This is a genomic window from Bradyrhizobium sp. USDA 4506, assembly GCF_054058795.1.
Genome location: NZ_JBSSBM010000001.1, coordinates 393438 through 409522 on the forward strand (window position 1 = coordinate 393438; position 16085 = coordinate 409522).

Below are 16085 nucleotides of genomic sequence, written 5' to 3' on the forward strand. Positions count from 1 at the left end.
TCGGCCGGACATTATCCGTGCCGTGATCCGGTAATGACGAATTGCGAAGGAACGCATGGCAGCATGTGGGCGGTGCATGTCGACGGGCAACGGCCTGCCGCCGAGGATTGGGACGAACAAGTACATCCCGGCAACAAGATGAAGATGGAGAGGAGGGAAACGAAAACCCTGCTGCCGCATGCCCGCCGACCGCGTCAAGGGTGAAGCTTCGCCCGCGTACCGCGGCCCTTGACCCGGCCGGTCGGAGAGGCGGCCGCGGAGGAGAGGTCAGGAAGGGCTGAAGACGATGGCGGAATCGGAAGGATGAGCCGCGCTTCAGCCCGACGAGGCTGAAAGGAGCCCGCTCATGACCCTCTCACCGTTCCGCAAGATCTATCAGGGCATCGCCGACCGCCGGCAAATGTTCCGCATGTTTGATCGCCACGCGCAGCGGCCGAACCGCTCCGAGAATGACGACAGCGCTCTCTATTGCGGCGAATGGTTCGAGATCGGCCAGGCCGACCATGACCATATGTTCGAGATCCTGCCGCCACTCTGGATGAAGGCTGAGATGTTCGCGTTGCGCGAATTCCTCACCGGCAGCATCACCGGCGTGTTCTTCGCGCTGAGGATCGAGGGCCAGCCACGCTACTTCCACGGTTATTGCGATCTTAGCGACAAGAACTCGCCGGACCGGATGCGCGCAGCGATCATCGAACGGGAAGCGCGGCCCCTGAAGGCAATGACGCGCGAAGAGCGGCTCGAGCACATCTGGTCGAGCACGCATGACGACTATCGCGGCTATGCCGGAGAACGCTGGGCCGAGCATCTGCGCGGCGAGCGCACGATACTGATCTACGGCGGCGAACACCGCACCGTGCTGAAGCTGCTCGACCAGCTGACCGACGCGGAGATCGCCGTGAAGCTGCCGGTGCATCTGCGCCACCTGCCTGACGCGATCGCAGCGTGAGGGAGGTGGTAATGTTCACGTTTCCCATCCCCGCCGTCCGCACGGTCATCGAGCGCGGAAAATCCGACGCCGCTGCCAGTGGCGGTTTCCGCAATCCCTATTACGGCCTCAAGCCTGGTGAGGGCGAGAAGCCCGGCCTCTGGCTTGTCGGGGACAACGGCGTCTACATTATGTCGAACGGCAAGCTCAGTGAGGGCGCTCGCCCGCTTGTGGTCTATTCCGAGGAATGCCATCCGATCGGCAATCCGGACTGGTTCGACTACAAGCGCCGCCATTTCGGCGGCGATGACGGCATCGAGTTCATCGAGGCCGAGCGGCTCATCCCTCTCATCAATCGCGATTTTCGATACACGCATCTGCGCATGCAACTGAGCGAGACGGACATCTCGCTGTCGCGCATCGTGCGCTAGCCCCTCCCGTCCCCCATCCAACGTGACCGTCCGCACCACCCGCCGAGGCAACTCGGCGGGACGACGGCACGCGCCCTCATCACAAGGAGAAATTCTCATGGCGCAAGACGATCCCTTCACCCTCGACCTCTTCGGCAACACGGCGCTGTCATCCGGCCTTGGCCTCGGCGTCACCGCATTCGCCGGCGTCGTTACCGCCGAGCCGGACGACGACGACGATCCCGATCCATCGACGCCGGCGCCCGCGACGCGGGTCGCGGCAGCCGCGGTCTCTATGTCATCTGCTCGCCGCACACGCGGCGCGAACTTCCATCTCGCCAGCGACCGCGGCCTGGCGAAGGGCTGGAAGGATCGCGCGCGCGACAATATCGCGGCGATCCGGCTTGCCGCCGCCATCGAGGCCGATGAGCGGCCGGCGACCCCTGCGGAGCAGGAGCAGCTAATCCGCTTCACAGGGTTCGGCGCGTCCGAGCTCGCCAACTCGGTATTCCGACGTCCGGGCGAGGCCGAGTTTCGCAAGGGCTGGGAGGCGATCGGCGAGGATCTGCAGGATGCGGTCGCCGATCTCGACCATGCCTCGCTCGCACGTTGCACCCAGTACGCGCATTTCACCCCCGAGTTCATCGTGCGCGCAATCTGGGCGGGACTGCAGCGCCTCGGCTGGCACGGCGGCCGCGTACTCGAGCCCGGCATCGGCACGGGGCTGTTTCCGGCGCTGATGCCGGAGGGACTTCGCGAGATTTCGCACGTCACCGGGATCGAGCTCGATCCGGTCACCGCCCGCATCGTGCGTCTGTTGCAGCCGCGCGCCTGGATCATCGCCGCCGATTTCGCCCGCACCGAGCTGCCGGCGAGCTTCGATCTCGCCATCGGCAATCCGCCGTTTTCCGATCGCACCGTGCGATCGGATCGTGCGTACCGGTCTCTCGGCCTTCGCTTGCACGACTACTTCATCGCGCGGGCGATCGATTTGCTGAAGCCCGGCGCGCTCGCCGCCTTCGTGACCAGTTCGGGGACGATGGACAAGGCGGATGCGTCGGCGCGCGAGCATATCGCCAAATCGGCCGACCTGATCGCCGCGATCCGGTTGCCCGAGGGCAGCTTCCGCGCCAGCGCAGGTACCGACGTCGTCGTCGACATCCTGTTCTTCCGAAAGCGCAAGATCGGTGATGCGGAAGGTGACCGGTCCTGGCTCGATGTCGATGACGTCCGGCCCGCGACCGAGGATGAAGGCTCCATTCGGGTGAACCGCTGGTTCGCTGGCCATCCGGACTATGTGCTCGGCACCCACGCTCTCGCCTCCGGCCCCTTTGGCGAGACCTACACATGCCGTCAGCGCGATGGCGAGGACCTCGACATCGCGCTGACGGCCGTCATCGCTCTCCTTCCGGAAGCGATCTACGACGGCGAACCGGATCTGATCGACTTGGATCTGGAGGACGCTGGCGATCCGGCCGGCGCCGATCTGCCGTCCGACCGGCATGTGCGCGAGGGCAGCTATTTCTTCGACAAAGCGCTCGGCCTGATGCAGATCCTTGACGGCAGACCTGTCGCTGTGAAGGTCCGCCAGGGCCGCAGTAGCGACGGCGTACCGGAGAAACATGTCCGCATCATCAGGAAGCTGATCCCGATCCGCGATGCCGTACGCGAGGTGCTGAAAGCGCAGGAGTTCGACCGGCCCTGGAAGGAGGCCCAGGTCAGGCTGCGCATCGCCTGGTCGAACTTCGTGCGCGACTTCGGCCCGATCAATTTCACCACGGTCTCCATGGTCGAGGACGAGGAGACCGGCGAAGTCCGCGAGACGCACCGCCGCCCCAACATCCAGCCTTTCCTCGACGATCCCGATTGCTGGCTGGTGGCGTCAATCGAGGACTATGACCTCGAGACCAATACCGCAAAACCCGGCCCGATCTTCACCGATCGCGTGATCTCGCCGCCGGCGCCGCCGGTGATCACCAGCGCGGCGGATGCGCTGGCTGTGGTGCTCAATGAGCGTGGCCGGGTCGACGTCGAGCACATCGCAGAGCTCTTGCATCGTGGCGCCCAGGACGTCGTCGCCGAACTCGGCAGCGCCATCTTTCGCGATCCCGCGGACGGATCGTGGCAGACGGCGGACGGTTATCTGTCTGGCCATGTCCGCGACAAGCTGAAGGTGGCGGAAGCGGCGACCGCGCTCGATCCGTCCTATGAGCGCAACGTCACGGCGCTGCGGGCCGTGCAGCCTGCAGATCTCAGCCCCTCCGACATCACCGCGCGGCTCGGCGCGCCCTGGATTCCGGCCGCCGACATCGTCGCTTTCGTCAAGGAGACGATGGATGCCGAGATCAAGATCCATCACATGCCGGAACTGGCCTCCTGGACGGTGGAGGCGCGCCAGCTCGCATGGATGGCGGCCGGCACGTCGGAATGGGGGACGGATCGCCGGCATGCCGGGGAGCTGCTCGCGGATGCACTGAACAGCCGGGTTCCGCAGATTTTCGACATCATCAAGGACGGCGACAGTGAGCGGCGCGTGCTCAATGTCGTCGACACGGAGGCCGCGAAGACGAAGCTGCAAAAGATCAAGGACGCTTTCCAGCGCTGGATCTGGTCCGATCCCGATCGGACCAACAGGCTGGCGCGCCTCTATAACGACCGCTTCAACAACATCGCGCCCAGAGCCTTCGACGGCTCCCATCTGAAGCTCCCGGGCGCCTCTGGCGCCTTTACTCTTTATGGGCATCAGAAGCGCGGCATCTGGCGCATCGTGTCGGCCGGGTCGACCTATCTCGCCCACGCCGTCGGCGCCGGCAAGACCATGACCATGGCAGCCGCTATCGTGGAGCAGCGCCGGCTCGGCCTGATCGCCAAGGCGATGCTGGTGGTGCCGGGTCACTGCCTGGCGCAGGCGGCACGCGAGTTCCTCGCGCTCTATCCGAACGCGCGCATCCTCGTGGCCGACGAGACCAATTTTACCAAGGACAAGCGGCATCGTTTCCTGTCGCGTGCAGCGACGGCGACATGGGACGCAATCATCATCACGCACTCAGCATTCCGTTTCATTGCTGTACCCTCGGCGTTCGAGCAGCAGATGATCCAGGACGAGCTGGAGCTGTACGAGACCTTGCTGACCAAGGTCGAAAGCGACGACCGTGTCTCGCGCAAGCGGCTCGAACGGTTGAAGGAAGGCCTGAAGGAGCGGCTGGAATCGCTGTCGACCAGCAAAGACGAACTTCTGACCATCTCCGAGATCGGCGTCGACCAGATCATCGTCGACGAGGCGCAGGAGTTCAGGAAGCTCTCTTTCGCGACCAATATGAGCACCTTGAAGGGTGTCGATCCGAATGGCTCGCAGCGCGCCTGGGACCTCTATGTGAAGGCGCGCTTCATCGAGACGAAGAACCCCGGCCGGGCATTGGTGCTCGCCTCCGGCACGCCAATCACCAACACGTTGGGCGAGATGTTCTCGGTGCAGCGCTATCTCGGCTACGCCGCGCTTCTCGAGCGCGGCCTACACGAGTTCGACGCCTGGGCCTCAACCTTCGGCGACGTCTCGACCGAGCTCGAGCTCCAGCCCTCCGGCAAATACAAGCCGGTCACCCGTTTCGCCACCTTCGTCAACGTGCCGGAGCTGATCGCCATGTTCCGCTCCTTCGCGGACGTGGTGGTACCGGAAGACTTACGTCGATATGTGAAGGTGCCGGCACTCTCGACCGGCCGGCGCCAGATGCTGACCTCCAAGCCATCGCCGGCCTTCAGGAGCTATCAGGTGCTGCTCGACCAGCGGATCAAGGCGATCGAGATGCGCGATCGGCCGCCGGAGCCCGGCGACGACATCCTGCTCTCCGTCATCACCGACGGTCGCCATGCGGCGATCGACCTGCGGCTTGTCGAACCCGGCAATGATAATGAGCCCGACAACAAGCTCAACAATCTGATCGCAAACGCCTTCCGCATCTGGAGGGAGACCGCGGAAAACACCTATGTACGCCCGGACGGCAAGCCGTTCGAGCGTCCCGGCGCCGCGCAGATGATCTTCTCCGATCTCGGCACGATCAGCGTCGAGAAAAGCCGCGGTTTCTCTGCCTATCGCTGGATCAGGGATGAACTGATCCGCATGGGCGTGCCGCCATCGGAAATCGCCTTCATGCAGGACTATAAGAAGTCCGAAGCGAAGCAGCGTCTGTTCAGCGACGTGCGCGCCGGGAAAGTTCGCTTCCTGATCGGCTCCTCCGACACGATGGGCACCGGGGTCAATGCGCAGTTGCGCCTGAAGGCGCTGCATCACCTCGACGTGCCCTGGTTGCCGTCGCAGATCGAACAGCGCGAGGGCCGTATTGTCCGGCAGGGCAATCAACATGACCAGGTGGATATCTTCGCCTACGCGACCGAGGGCTCGCTCGATGCCACGATGTGGCAGAACAACGAGCGCAAGGCCCGCTTCATCGCGGCCGCGCTCTCGGGCGACACCTCGATTCGGCGGCTGGAAGATCTCGGCGAGGGACAGGCGAACCAGTTTGCCATGGCCAAAGCGATCGCCTCGGGCGATCCGCGCCTGATGCAGAAGGCGGGGCTGGAGGCCGACATCGCCCGGCTCGAACGACTTCGCGCCGCCCATGTCGATGATCAGCATGCGGTTTGCCGCCAGATTCGCGACGCCGAGTGCGAGATCGAGTTCTCGACCCGGCGCATCACGGAGATCGGACAGGACATTGAGCGCCTTGTGCCGACGGCGGGCGAGGCCTTTGCGATGAGCGTGAATGGCAGGCCCTATTCCGAACGTAAGGAGGCCGGTCGCGCGCTGATGAAGGAGATTCTGAGCATCGTCCAGCTTCAGCAGGAAGGCGAGTCCGTTATCGCCTCGATCGGGGGCTTTGATCTCGTATATGCTGGCGAGCGTTTTGGCCGCGACGGCTATCGCTACACCACCGTGCTATTGCGCACCGCCGCCGAATACGAGATCGAGCTGCCGGTCACGGTGACGCCGCTTGGCGCGGTCGCCCGCCTCGAGCACGCGCTTGATGATTTCGAGGGGGAGCGGGAGCGCTTTCGGCAGCGTCTTTCTGATGCACAGCGGCGCCTTGCGGCCTATCAGTCGCGCGAGGGCGGCAACTTCGCCTTTGCCGGTGAACTCGCCGACAAGCGCCAGCAACTCGCCGAGATCGAGAAGACGCTCGCCGCGGACATCGAGGGCGCAGGCGAGGCGAGGGCCGTCGCGGCTTAGACACCCGGCACCCACGATCGTCCTGTGCGCGCTGCCGAACTGGTAGGGGGTTGAGAGGAGAAAAAAGGAAAGGCCCGCTCGCGGATCGGGCGGGCCGCCGGCGCTAAAGCTCAACCGCCGCCTGCGCGATCCCAGCCCGTCGTCCTGCGCAGGGCTTTGGCCCTGCTGGTCCTGCCGGGCGGGGATGCTCGGCCGCAGTTGCACCGGCCCGTCCGCTCCGCGGGTCGAGGGGATGTCTTCGGAAAGAAGACGAGAAGGGCCGGTCGAGCCGGTCCGCAACCCCAAAAGGAGTCATTCCCATGCAGCTCATGAAGATCGATCCGCGCGCGCTGAAGGAGAACCGCGACCGTCTGCGCCAGACCAAATCCACCCCGCAGGCCGACGCGCTGCTGCTGGCCACGATCAAGGCCGTCGGCATCGTGCAGCCGCCCCTCATCACGCCGGAAGGCGCCGGCGGCAATGGCTTTGTCATCAATGCCGGGCATCGTCGCGTGAAGCAGGCGATCGCGGCGGGACTCACCGAAATCGATGTGCTCGTTGACGAGCCGGCAAACGATAACGGCGCCATGCGTTCGATGGTCGAGAGCATCGCTGTCGAGCCGCTCAACCCGGTTGACCAATGGCGCTCGATCGAACGCCTTGTCGCGCTTGGTTGGACCGAGGAGGCGATCGGCGTCGCGCTGGCGCTTTCGGTTCGTCAGATCAGGAAGTTGCGCCTGCTCGCCAATGTCCTGCCGGCCATGCTCGACCACATGGCCAAGGGCGATATGCCGAACGAGCAGCAGCTTCGCACCATCGCCGCCGCGTCGCTCGACGAACAGAAGGAGGTCTGGAAGAAGCACAAGCCATCGAAGGCGGACCCACAGGTGGCTTGGTGGAGTGTCGCCCAGAGCCTGCAGAAGACGCGCATGTATGCCCGCCACGCCAGCTTCGGCGACGAGCTCGCGCAAGCTTACGGAATCCAGTGGGTCGAGGACCTGTTTGCTCCGGCCGACGAGGACAGCCGCTACACCACTGATGTCGAAGCCTTTCTCGGCGCGCAGCACGAGTGGATGGCGAATAACCTGCCAAAGAAGGGCGTCATCGCCGAGACCACGAACTGGGGCGAGGTGAAGCTCCCGCCGAAGGCCGAGCGGGTCCACGGTAAGCCGACCAAGTCCGATTGCGCTGCCATGTATCTCGACCGCGAGGGTCGTGTGCAGACGGTGCATTACCGCATGCCCGAAGCGAAGAAGCCGAAGAGCAGGGCCGCATCCGGTTCGGACATCGAATCGGACGACACCGGTGCGATGCCGAAATCCCGTCCCGATGTGACGCGCAAGGGTATCGAGATGATCGGCGATTACCGGACCGACGCGCTGCGCGAAGCGCTCGACCGCGCACCGATCGAGGACGACACGTTGATGGCGCTGCTACTCCTTGCCTTCGCCGGCCAGAACGTCTCCGTCACGTTGGGAGGCGGCGGTTTCCATAACGGTCATAGCCGTCTGGCGATGCACACGGCGGTGTTGTTCGACAGCGACGGCAAGCTCGCCTTCGACCTGGACACGCTGCGCGTTGCAGCGCGCGCCATGCTCATCGACGTGCTCTCGTGCCGCGAGAACGCCACCAACAGCGGCATCGTTGCTCGTATTGCCGGCGCGACGATCGGCGCGGACGAGTTCCTGCCGAATATGGGCACCGAGGACTTTTTCTCGTGCCTGTCGCGCCCCGCGTTGGACGCATCGTGCAAGGACACGCCGGTCCTTCCGCGCCAGCGTGCGAAGGACACCCGCGCCGCGCTCGCCGAGCACTTCAAGGACGGACGCTTCGTCCACTCCGCGGCGCTCTTCGCACCGGACCCGACGAAGCTTTCGGAATGGCTGTCGTCCAGCACGACGGTCGCGGATGACGCTGACGAGGTGCATGAGGACAATGCGGGCATCGCCGATGACCCGACCGAGGATGACGCCGAGGCGGTCAGGGAGGCGGCTGAATAACAGCCGGCCGCCTTGTTCCGAACCGTCTGCCGCCGCCGGCCAAGCCGGCGGCGGTCCGCACATCCGAAAAACCGGAGGACACGATGTCCGCGCATGTCACCGAGGGACAGGACCGCAGCATGAATGCGTCATCTCCCACACGCCAGAACCAAACCGTGCCTGAATTTCCTGAAGTCGCTTTCGGCCGCGGCGCTGACGGCCTTCTCGTCGCACTTGTCGGCGAGACGGCTTTCGCGATGGCGCCCGGCCGCGACGACCGGCATTATCTCGCCACCGCCTGGCGCATTCCTCGATCAATGGACAAATGGAAGCGTAGCGATTTCTACGGCCATTCCGGCGAGCTCGCCGACGAGGCGGCATTCCGCGCCGCCGTGCTCGAGAACGCCAAGCATCAGCGCGAGCACAAGATGCTTGGCCGCGTCGAGGTGTATTCGCGTGTCCACACGCCCTGGGGAGCCTCGCAGGGCGCGACCGTCTATGCCGAAGGCGTTGAACGACACTCGACGGCCGGACATGGAGGCTTCAAGCTCTCGGCCGAGGAAAACCGCAAGGTCCATCCCGCGCTGCGATCGACGGGCGGTTGGTATGAGGAGGATTCAGAATGGGCGATCGTCGCGATCACCTTTCCGCATCTCTTCACCACGTTCGAGCGCCGCTGCGCCGAACGCACGATCAAGGATTCATGGCCTGATGCCTGGGAGACGATCTTCGGCACCGTGCTCGTACCGGGAGAGTCCTACGAGAAGGATCGCCGCAGCTTCGAGCTGGCACATGCCAACGACTGGATCGTGATCTCGGCGGTCACTTCAAGTCGCTGCGAAGGCTTCGTGGAGTGCGTTGCAACGCCCGGCGGCAGGCGCGGTGCTGGAACGGAGGAGCGGCGCTTCCTGGTTCCATCCGCCGAATATGAGGTCAGACGCTTTGGCTTCGTCATCGATCCGAACCGGCACCAGGTCTATGGCGGGCCATCGGACTTCGTCGGCTGGCAGCCCGGGAGGGCAACATGAGCCCATCCGCGGATCGGCTGGCGCCCCTTCACCGCATGCAGGAGGCGCGGCGGGAGATTCAGCGCCAGCTCGACTTGATCAACCGGCAGATCACGCGGCGGATGACGGCGCTGATCCCGCAGCTGAAGCCGACACGCGCCAGTTATCGGTCGGGCAGGGCGCCGGACCCGAGTGCCTTCCTCGAGCGGTATCGCTCGCATCTTTCGGCAATCACGGCGGAACGCCAACTGGAGATCGACGCACTGTCCCGCAAGCTCGCGCGGCAGGATGCGGCCATCGCGGCGTTCTGCACACGTAGCGGACTTTCCACTGACCGGCTCGACGATTTGGGCGGACATGCTGTCGACCCGTGCCATCGCGGCCGTCTTGTGCTGCGATCGCGCGGGCCGTAGGTGGTGCGACCATGAATGACGCCACGCGCGCGGCGTTCGAACGCCTGCTCCACATCGCGAGGTGCGACATCGGCCGGTTGCGTCATGTCGCGAACTTCATCCTGGGGGTCCTGGAGACTCGGCGGATTCGACCTGTCCGAATCTTCGCCGTGGATCATGATATCGCCCGCGACATGGCAACGATCATCGGTGGTCTCGTCGAATTTTTAGTCAGGAATGTCCAAAAGGCCTTCCGCGCCGAGATAGCGAAGCTCATCAAGCTCTGACGGCCGGAGGTCTGGGCAAAGGTCCATCGAGGTGGCCGCGCGCGTCGCTCTCGACCTGGGGCGACGAATGGGATCGCGCCAGGTCATGGAGGTCCCTACCTCCTGTTCTCCTCTTCATCGTTCCAGTCCGCCGGATCTCCCCTCGGGTTTGTTGCGCTCGTAAACCGGCGTCCGGTCACTTCCAGGTCGCTGTCGCGCCGCGTTGCGGCCGGGGTCACCGCCGATCTCGGCAAAGCGGGTCCGCTTGCTGCGCGAGGGCCTGAAGGCCCCGCTGGCGCGCAAACCCGCTCCGCTCGATCTGGCGGTCCGGACCCGGAAGCGCCCGTCATCCCGCCGGTTTTTTCCGATCGCACCCGAAGGGAGGACCGGCAGGAGCCGGCCCAAGCCTTCCGGGAGAACCGAAGGAAAGGACGTTCCCATGACCAAGACCGCTCGCACTCCCCGCCAGCCCGCCAAGGTCGTCCAGCTCCGCAAGAGCGCCAACCTCGAAATGGTCCGGCTCGCCTGCCCGGACGCCACCCAGGCCACCCTCATCTCCGAGAGCTTCGGCCTTCCCATCCTCGACAGCGATGGCATCCGCCATCTCCACGAGCGCCTGATCGTCGAGACCGCCGATGCCCTCAACGGAGGCCTCGGCGAGCGGGCGATGCAGATCCACCTTCAGCGCATCGTCGGCGCCTATGTCGGCTCCGCACATGGGGCCGGCCAGTTCTATTCCCGCGCGGTGACGGAAGCCCGCGACGCCACGGCCAAGGCCGCCAATGACGCCCGCGACGAGGACCTCGACGGTCCGGTCGGCTTCGACAGCACCGCGCAGCGCAAGCGGGAATTCGCCGCCGACATGGCGCTGCAGTCGCACGCGCTGCGGATGGCGGCCGAAGGCGCCGTTGCAGCCTACGAGCAGGTCGTCGGCGAGGCCTGGAAGCCCTTTGAACGCCCGGTTGAGAACCTCGGTCAGACCGTCGACCGCAAAGCGGCCACGCTCCAGATGGCAGCGTTCGGCTGACTACCCAGGCGGGGCTTCGGCCCCGCCAATTATCTCTCGTCGCCGACATGACAAAGGCCGCTCCGAACGAGCGGCCTTTGTCATGTCGCGTGCTCTTGCACCGAATTGTTCATCCCCGATCATCCGCCAGATCGGCGAAGCGCGTGAACTCGCCCTGGAACGACAACATCACCGTGCCAGTGGGCCCGTGACGCTATTTGCCGATAATGATCTCCGCCTTGCCGTGTGCCGCCGCTAGATCGGCCTCCCATGTCAGATGCTCCTCAGTGCCCGGCCTCGGCTCCTTGTTCTTCAGGTAATACTCTTCACGAAACACAAACAACACGACGTCCGCATCCTGCTCGATCGAACCCGATTCTCGCAGGTCCGACAGCTGCGGCCGCTTCTCCTCCCGGTTCTCGACCAGACGGGAGAGTTGCGAGAGTGCGATGATAGGCACGTTGAGTTCCTTGGCCAGCGCCTTCAGGCCCGTCGTGATCTCGGTGAGCTCTTGGACGCGGTTCTGCGCAGCGCGCTGTGTCCGGCCTTGCATCAGTTGAAGATAGTCGATCACGATCAGATCGAGCCCGCGCTGCCGCTTCAAACGCCTTGCGCGCGCCGCCACCTGGCCAATGCTCAAGCCGCCGGTCTGGTCGATATAGAGCGGGGTGCGCCGCATCCCATCGCGGCGGTCGACAAGCCGCTCGAACTGCCGTTCATCGATGACGCCGCGACGAATGCTTGATGACGATACCTCCGCTTGCTCGGATATGACGCGCGTGGCGAGTTGCTCCGACGACATCTCGAGCGAGAAAAACGCCACGATCCCGCCGGCAGCAGCCTTCCGGGAGCCGTCGTCTGCCGCAGCAGGCTGATATGAACTTGCGACATTGTAGGTGACAATGGTCGCAAGCGCCGTCTTACCCATACCCGGGCGACCAGCGAGGATGATGAGATCGGATGGCTGCAAGCCGCCCATCCTCGCATCGAGGTCCCTGAGTCCGGTCGGCAAGCCCGAGAGTTTACCGGCGCTCTGATACGCTTGCGCCGCGCGGTCGATGGCATGGGAGAGCGCCGAATCGAAGGTCTCGAATCCTCCGCCGAACCGTCCGGTCTCGGCGACGTCATATTGCTCGGCCCGTTCGATGAGCTCCGCCGGCGGGGAATCGATGGCCACGCCGAAGGCTGCACTGCGCATGTCGTCTACGACATTTATGATCTCGCGCCGTAGCGCGAGATCATAAATCGTGCGCCCGTAGTCGGCTGCGTTGACGATCGTGGTCGCTTCCGCAGCGAGACGGGCGAGATATTGGGATGGCGACAACCCGGCGATATCCAGATCGGCGGGAAGAAAGGTCTTGATAGTGATCGGGGTGACCGTCTTGTTCACACTGATCAACCCGCTTGCGATCTCGTAAATCGTGCCGTGAAGCGGCTCGAAGAAGTGGTCCGGCCTCAGGAAGTCGGACACATGATAAAATGCGGCATTGTTGATCAGGATTGCTCCGAGCAACGCCTGTTCGGCCTCGATGTTGTGCGGCATCGCGCGATATTGCTCGATCTCCGCCAGTTCGAGTCTGTGTGCCGCTTGAGCCATGGATCCCTGCGCCAATCGAAATCAGCGACACATCCGAATCGCGCGTGCCGCCGCGCAAGGCTATCTTTTGTCCCCGTCGTTCGCACCAGGAAGCGACACGCCAAATCTTTGGCGCCCCGGAAAGAATCGCTTGTGATGAGCCGAATCGCAGAATTGCGAAGGTTTATCGGCACCGCCCGGAACGTAGGCTCAGCGGAAACAGCTCCTGCGTTGTCGTTCGACGAATCGAACAGCCATCGCGCCGCCGGCTTCGTGTCCTCCACACGCAACAAGATAGAGACCGTCTCTGATGGGGGAAGGAAGCAAGGCCAGAGGCGGACAGGAAGGGAAGTCTCTGCGCCCTTCGCGGCCGTCCCGGCTCTCAGTCCTGCCGGGGCCGGCGCCCGGCGCAGCGGCTTCGCCGCCCTCCACTTCGTTCCGGCCCGAGGGTGCGCCGTCCTCCTGAATTCCCCGGCAACGGACCGCCGTGACGGCCGCGAAGGGCGCGGCCTCTGAAACGGAGGCTCTGGAAAATGAATAGGAATAAGGAAAACGGACGCGCTGACGTCTATGCGCGAATTACTGAACGTATCGTCGCCGATCTGCAAAAGGGTGTGCGGCCCTGGGTGCAGCCCTGGTGCAGCGGCAATGCCAAGGGCAGGATCACCCGTCCGCTGCGCCATAACGGCGAGCCGTACACGGGGATGAACGTCCTGTTGTTGTGGTCGGAGGGGTTGGCGCGCGGCTTCACGTCGCCGATCTGGATGACGTTCAAGCAGTCGATCGAACTCGGCGGCCATGTCCGCAAGGGCGAGACGAGCTCGACGGTGATCTATGCAAGCCGGTTCACCAAAACTGAGACGGACGATCACGGCGGCGAGGTCGAACGGGACATCCCTTTTCTCAAGGCCTACAACGTGTTCAACGTCGAGCAGGTCGACGGTCTGCCGGAACACTATTATCACCGGCCGACGCCAGTACTCGATCCAGTCGCTCGGATCGAGCAGGCCGATCGCTTCTTTGCCAACACCGGCTCCGTGGTCCGGCATGGCGGATCGCGGGCGTTCTATTCGCCGTCGACCGATCACGTGCAGATGCCGATATTCGAGAGCTTCCGCGATGCAGCGTCATACGTGGCGGTCCTGAGTCATGAGCATATTCACTGGACTGCGGATTCTCGTCGCGTTGGTCGCGATCTCAACCGCTACGCGAAGGATCGCAGCGACAGGGCGAGGGAAGAACTCGTCGCGGAAATAGGCTCCGCGCTGGTCTGCGCCGATCTCGGCATCGTTCCCGAGCTTGAGCCAAGGCCCGATCACGCCGCTTACTTGGCAAGCTGGTTGACCGTTCTTTCCAACGACAGGCGAGCTATCTTCACCGCCGCCGCCCATGCGCAGCGGGCCGTTGCCTATCTCCACAGCTTGCAGCCCCAGAACGATCGCAAGCAGGATGCAGCCTGATGTCGCGCGCTTGACTCGTTGAGGGGAGGGCACTCAGCCCTCCCCGACCCGTGTTCGCCAATGCGCGCTGGGATCCTAGCGCCGTTTACGAGCCTCTGCGCGATGGCCCCGCACGTCCTGCCGTTCCCCTCCCACAGCGTTTCGGGCGCCGACCTTCGCCCAAATACGATACTTGCAGGGAAGGACGCCGTCGGGCATCGATCGCCGCTTTCATGCGGCAGCATCCGCGGAACGAAACGTCGCCTCATGCTCCATGCTCTACCCGTTGAGTGGGAGCGCAGTACGTTCTCTCCCGCAATCCGCGGCCTGCTTGATCACCTGATGATGCGGTGCGCACGCCGCTCTGCCCCGTCCGATCGCCAAGGTGAAGACCCGCCTTGCGGCGAATCCCTCTGGCGGATGTCATTTGCGCTTGCGGTCGGACCTGATTGCCGGCCTTGCCGCACCCGCCGACGATCATGCGGATGGATTCGGCGCGGCGAAAGCGGCGTCCAGCACACGGGAACGTCGGCGTCTCGTTGTCGATCTTTGCGGCGGCGACCTCGACAGGAGTCCCGAGATTGCAGAGATCAGCGGTCTCGTTGCCTCGGGGAACACGCTATAACGCCGACCTGGTTGAGAACGGTTGCGTCTCGATGTGCTGCGCTCGTTGCCTCGTGATGCGGTGGGCCAAAGGCGCCTGTCTTCATTCCATGTGCGTTCACGACGGGCACGCCCATCTGCGTCCTCGATAGAGGCTGGTCTGACCGAAGGCCGATCCCGCTTCGCGGGCTCTCGATCTTGTCCCCGCAACGTCCGTCGTCGACTTTCTTCCCCTGGCGCTGCGCGCCATTCCTCGCGGTTCAAGAAAGTCGCTCCCGGCCGCCCTCCACTTTGTTTCGGCCCTTCGGGTGCAGGTCGATCGCCTCCGGTCTCACGACCGCCATCGAGGTCGCGATAGGCGCGGCCCGAGAACACCAAAAGGAATGAGACAATGGCTACCATCGGCACCTTCACCTCCACGGGCAACGGTTTCTCCGGCGCCATCAAGACCCTGAACCTCAACGTCAAGGCCAAGCTGGCCCGCGTCGAGAACCCCTCCGACAAGGGACCCCACTTCCGCATCTACTCGGGCAATGTCGAGCTGGGCGCCGCCTGGCAGAAGGTCTCCAACGAGGGCCGCGACTACCTCTCGATCAAGCTGGACGACCCGAGCTTCCCCGCTCCGATCTACGCCACCCTGATCGAGGTGGAGGGCGAGGATGGCCTGCAGCTGATCTGGTCCCGGCCGAACCGGGACTGAGGCTCACGCCAGAGGGCTCCGCCGCAAGGCGGGGCCTTCTTCCTTATCAATCGGAGACATGCTCATGACCGTCGACGTCATCGAGGAACTGCGCGCCGAGTTGCGGCAATGCCTATTCACTCCCGCTGAGCGCAAGGCGCTCGAAGCCGAACTGGCCGACCTCATCCGGCAACGCAACGAAGCGCTCGCGCTTGAGGATGAGGGGGCTTAAGCCCCCTCATCTACCGACTGACGGTGCAACCGCCGCTAGGGCCGCGATCCTCCGTTGAGCGCGTCCTTGATGGCCTTGGCTGGCGTGAAGGTCAGCTTCCTGGACGCTGCGATCGCGATCGTTGCGCCGGTCGACGGATTACGGCCCTCGCGGGCAGGGGTATCCTTGATCTTGAACTTGCCAAAGCCGGCGATACTCGTCTCCGCCCCGCCCGCGGCTGCATCGGCGATAGCCTTGAATACGCTGTCGACGATGGCTTTCCCCTGTGTCTTTGTCAGGCTGTTCTCGGCGGCGATTTTATCGGCGATTTCATTCGCGGTGGCCATGGAACCGGCTCCATCTTGCTGTGATTTTCTCCCGTCTGA

12 protein-coding genes and 1 pseudogene are annotated in these 16085 nt (G+C 64.1%); 11 read left to right on the forward strand and 2 right to left on the reverse strand.

All coding sequences use genetic code 11. From position 1 onward, the window contains the following. Window positions 1-346: 346 nt before the first annotated feature. The 8 genes from ACVIHF_RS01765 (at window position 347) to ACVIHF_RS01800 (ending at window position 11212) form a co-directional block, all read left to right on the forward strand. Entirely contained in the window at window positions 347-949 is a 603-nt protein-coding gene (locus ACVIHF_RS01765) for a DUF1419 domain-containing protein (protein ID WP_253610149.1), read from the forward strand. Window positions 950-960: 11 nt separating this feature from the next. After that, complete coding sequence (locus tag ACVIHF_RS01770; protein WP_253610150.1) at window positions 961-1359, forward strand: DUF3085 domain-containing protein; 399 nt, start codon at window positions 961-963, stop codon at window positions 1357-1359. Window positions 1360-1456: 97 nt separating this feature from the next. Continuing rightward, window positions 1457-6562, forward strand: a complete 5106-nt coding sequence (locus ACVIHF_RS01775; protein ID WP_253610151.1) for an Eco57I restriction-modification methylase domain-containing protein — start codon at window positions 1457-1459, stop codon at window positions 6560-6562. A gap of 299 nt (window positions 6563-6861) precedes the next feature. Further along, a complete protein-coding gene (locus tag ACVIHF_RS01780) occupies window positions 6862-8541 on the forward strand; it encodes a ParB N-terminal domain-containing protein (protein ID WP_253610152.1) in 1680 nt (559 codons plus the stop codon). Between the two features lie 119 nt (window positions 8542-8660). Then, window positions 8661-9548 carry a DUF7007 domain-containing protein gene (locus ACVIHF_RS01785; protein WP_253610611.1) on the forward strand — a complete coding sequence of 296 codons (888 nt, stop codon included), beginning with the start codon at window positions 8661-8663 and terminating at the stop codon, window positions 9546-9548. Then, window positions 9545-9940, forward strand: a complete 396-nt coding sequence (locus tag ACVIHF_RS01790; RefSeq protein WP_253610153.1) for a hypothetical protein — start codon at window positions 9545-9547, stop codon at window positions 9938-9940. The genes ACVIHF_RS01785 and ACVIHF_RS01790 overlap by 4 nt, the downstream gene beginning before the upstream one ends. A gap of 11 nt (window positions 9941-9951) precedes the next feature. After that, window positions 9952-10206 (forward strand): DUF7673 family protein, encoded by a 255-nt coding sequence (locus ACVIHF_RS01795; RefSeq protein WP_253610154.1) that lies wholly within the window; start codon window positions 9952-9954, stop codon window positions 10204-10206. A 418-nt stretch (window positions 10207-10624) separates the two neighbouring features. After that, window positions 10625-11212: a hypothetical protein gene (locus ACVIHF_RS01800; protein WP_253610155.1), complete on the forward strand. Its 588-nt coding sequence runs from the start codon at window positions 10625-10627 to the stop codon at window positions 11210-11212. Window positions 11213-11321: 109 nt separating this feature from the next. Here ACVIHF_RS01800 and ACVIHF_RS01805 read toward each other — a convergent pair. After that, window positions 11322-12788: pseudogene (locus ACVIHF_RS01805) on the reverse strand (replicative DNA helicase). Between the two features lie 512 nt (window positions 12789-13300). Between ACVIHF_RS01805 and ACVIHF_RS01810 the strand changes: the two are divergent. The 3 genes from ACVIHF_RS01810 to ACVIHF_RS01820 all read left to right on the forward strand — a co-directional run bounded on the left by ACVIHF_RS01810 (window position 13301) and on the right by ACVIHF_RS01820 (window position 15720). Then, complete coding sequence (locus ACVIHF_RS01810; RefSeq protein ID WP_253610156.1) at window positions 13301-14227, forward strand: ArdC family protein; 927 nt, start codon at window positions 13301-13303, stop codon at window positions 14225-14227. A gap of 973 nt (window positions 14228-15200) precedes the next feature. Beyond that, window positions 15201-15509: a DUF736 domain-containing protein gene (locus ACVIHF_RS01815; protein WP_253610157.1), complete on the forward strand. Its 309-nt coding sequence runs from the start codon at window positions 15201-15203 to the stop codon at window positions 15507-15509. A 64-nt stretch (window positions 15510-15573) separates the two neighbouring features. Continuing rightward, window positions 15574-15720 carry a hypothetical protein gene (locus tag ACVIHF_RS01820; RefSeq protein WP_253610158.1) on the forward strand — a complete coding sequence of 49 codons (147 nt, stop codon included), beginning with the start codon at window positions 15574-15576 and terminating at the stop codon, window positions 15718-15720. A gap of 35 nt (window positions 15721-15755) precedes the next feature. Here ACVIHF_RS01820 and ACVIHF_RS01825 read toward each other — a convergent pair whose 3' ends face one another. Next, window positions 15756-16046, reverse strand: a complete 291-nt coding sequence (locus ACVIHF_RS01825) for an HU family DNA-binding protein (RefSeq protein ID WP_253610159.1) — start codon at window positions 16044-16046, stop codon at window positions 15756-15758. Window positions 16047-16085 lie beyond the last annotated feature (39 nt).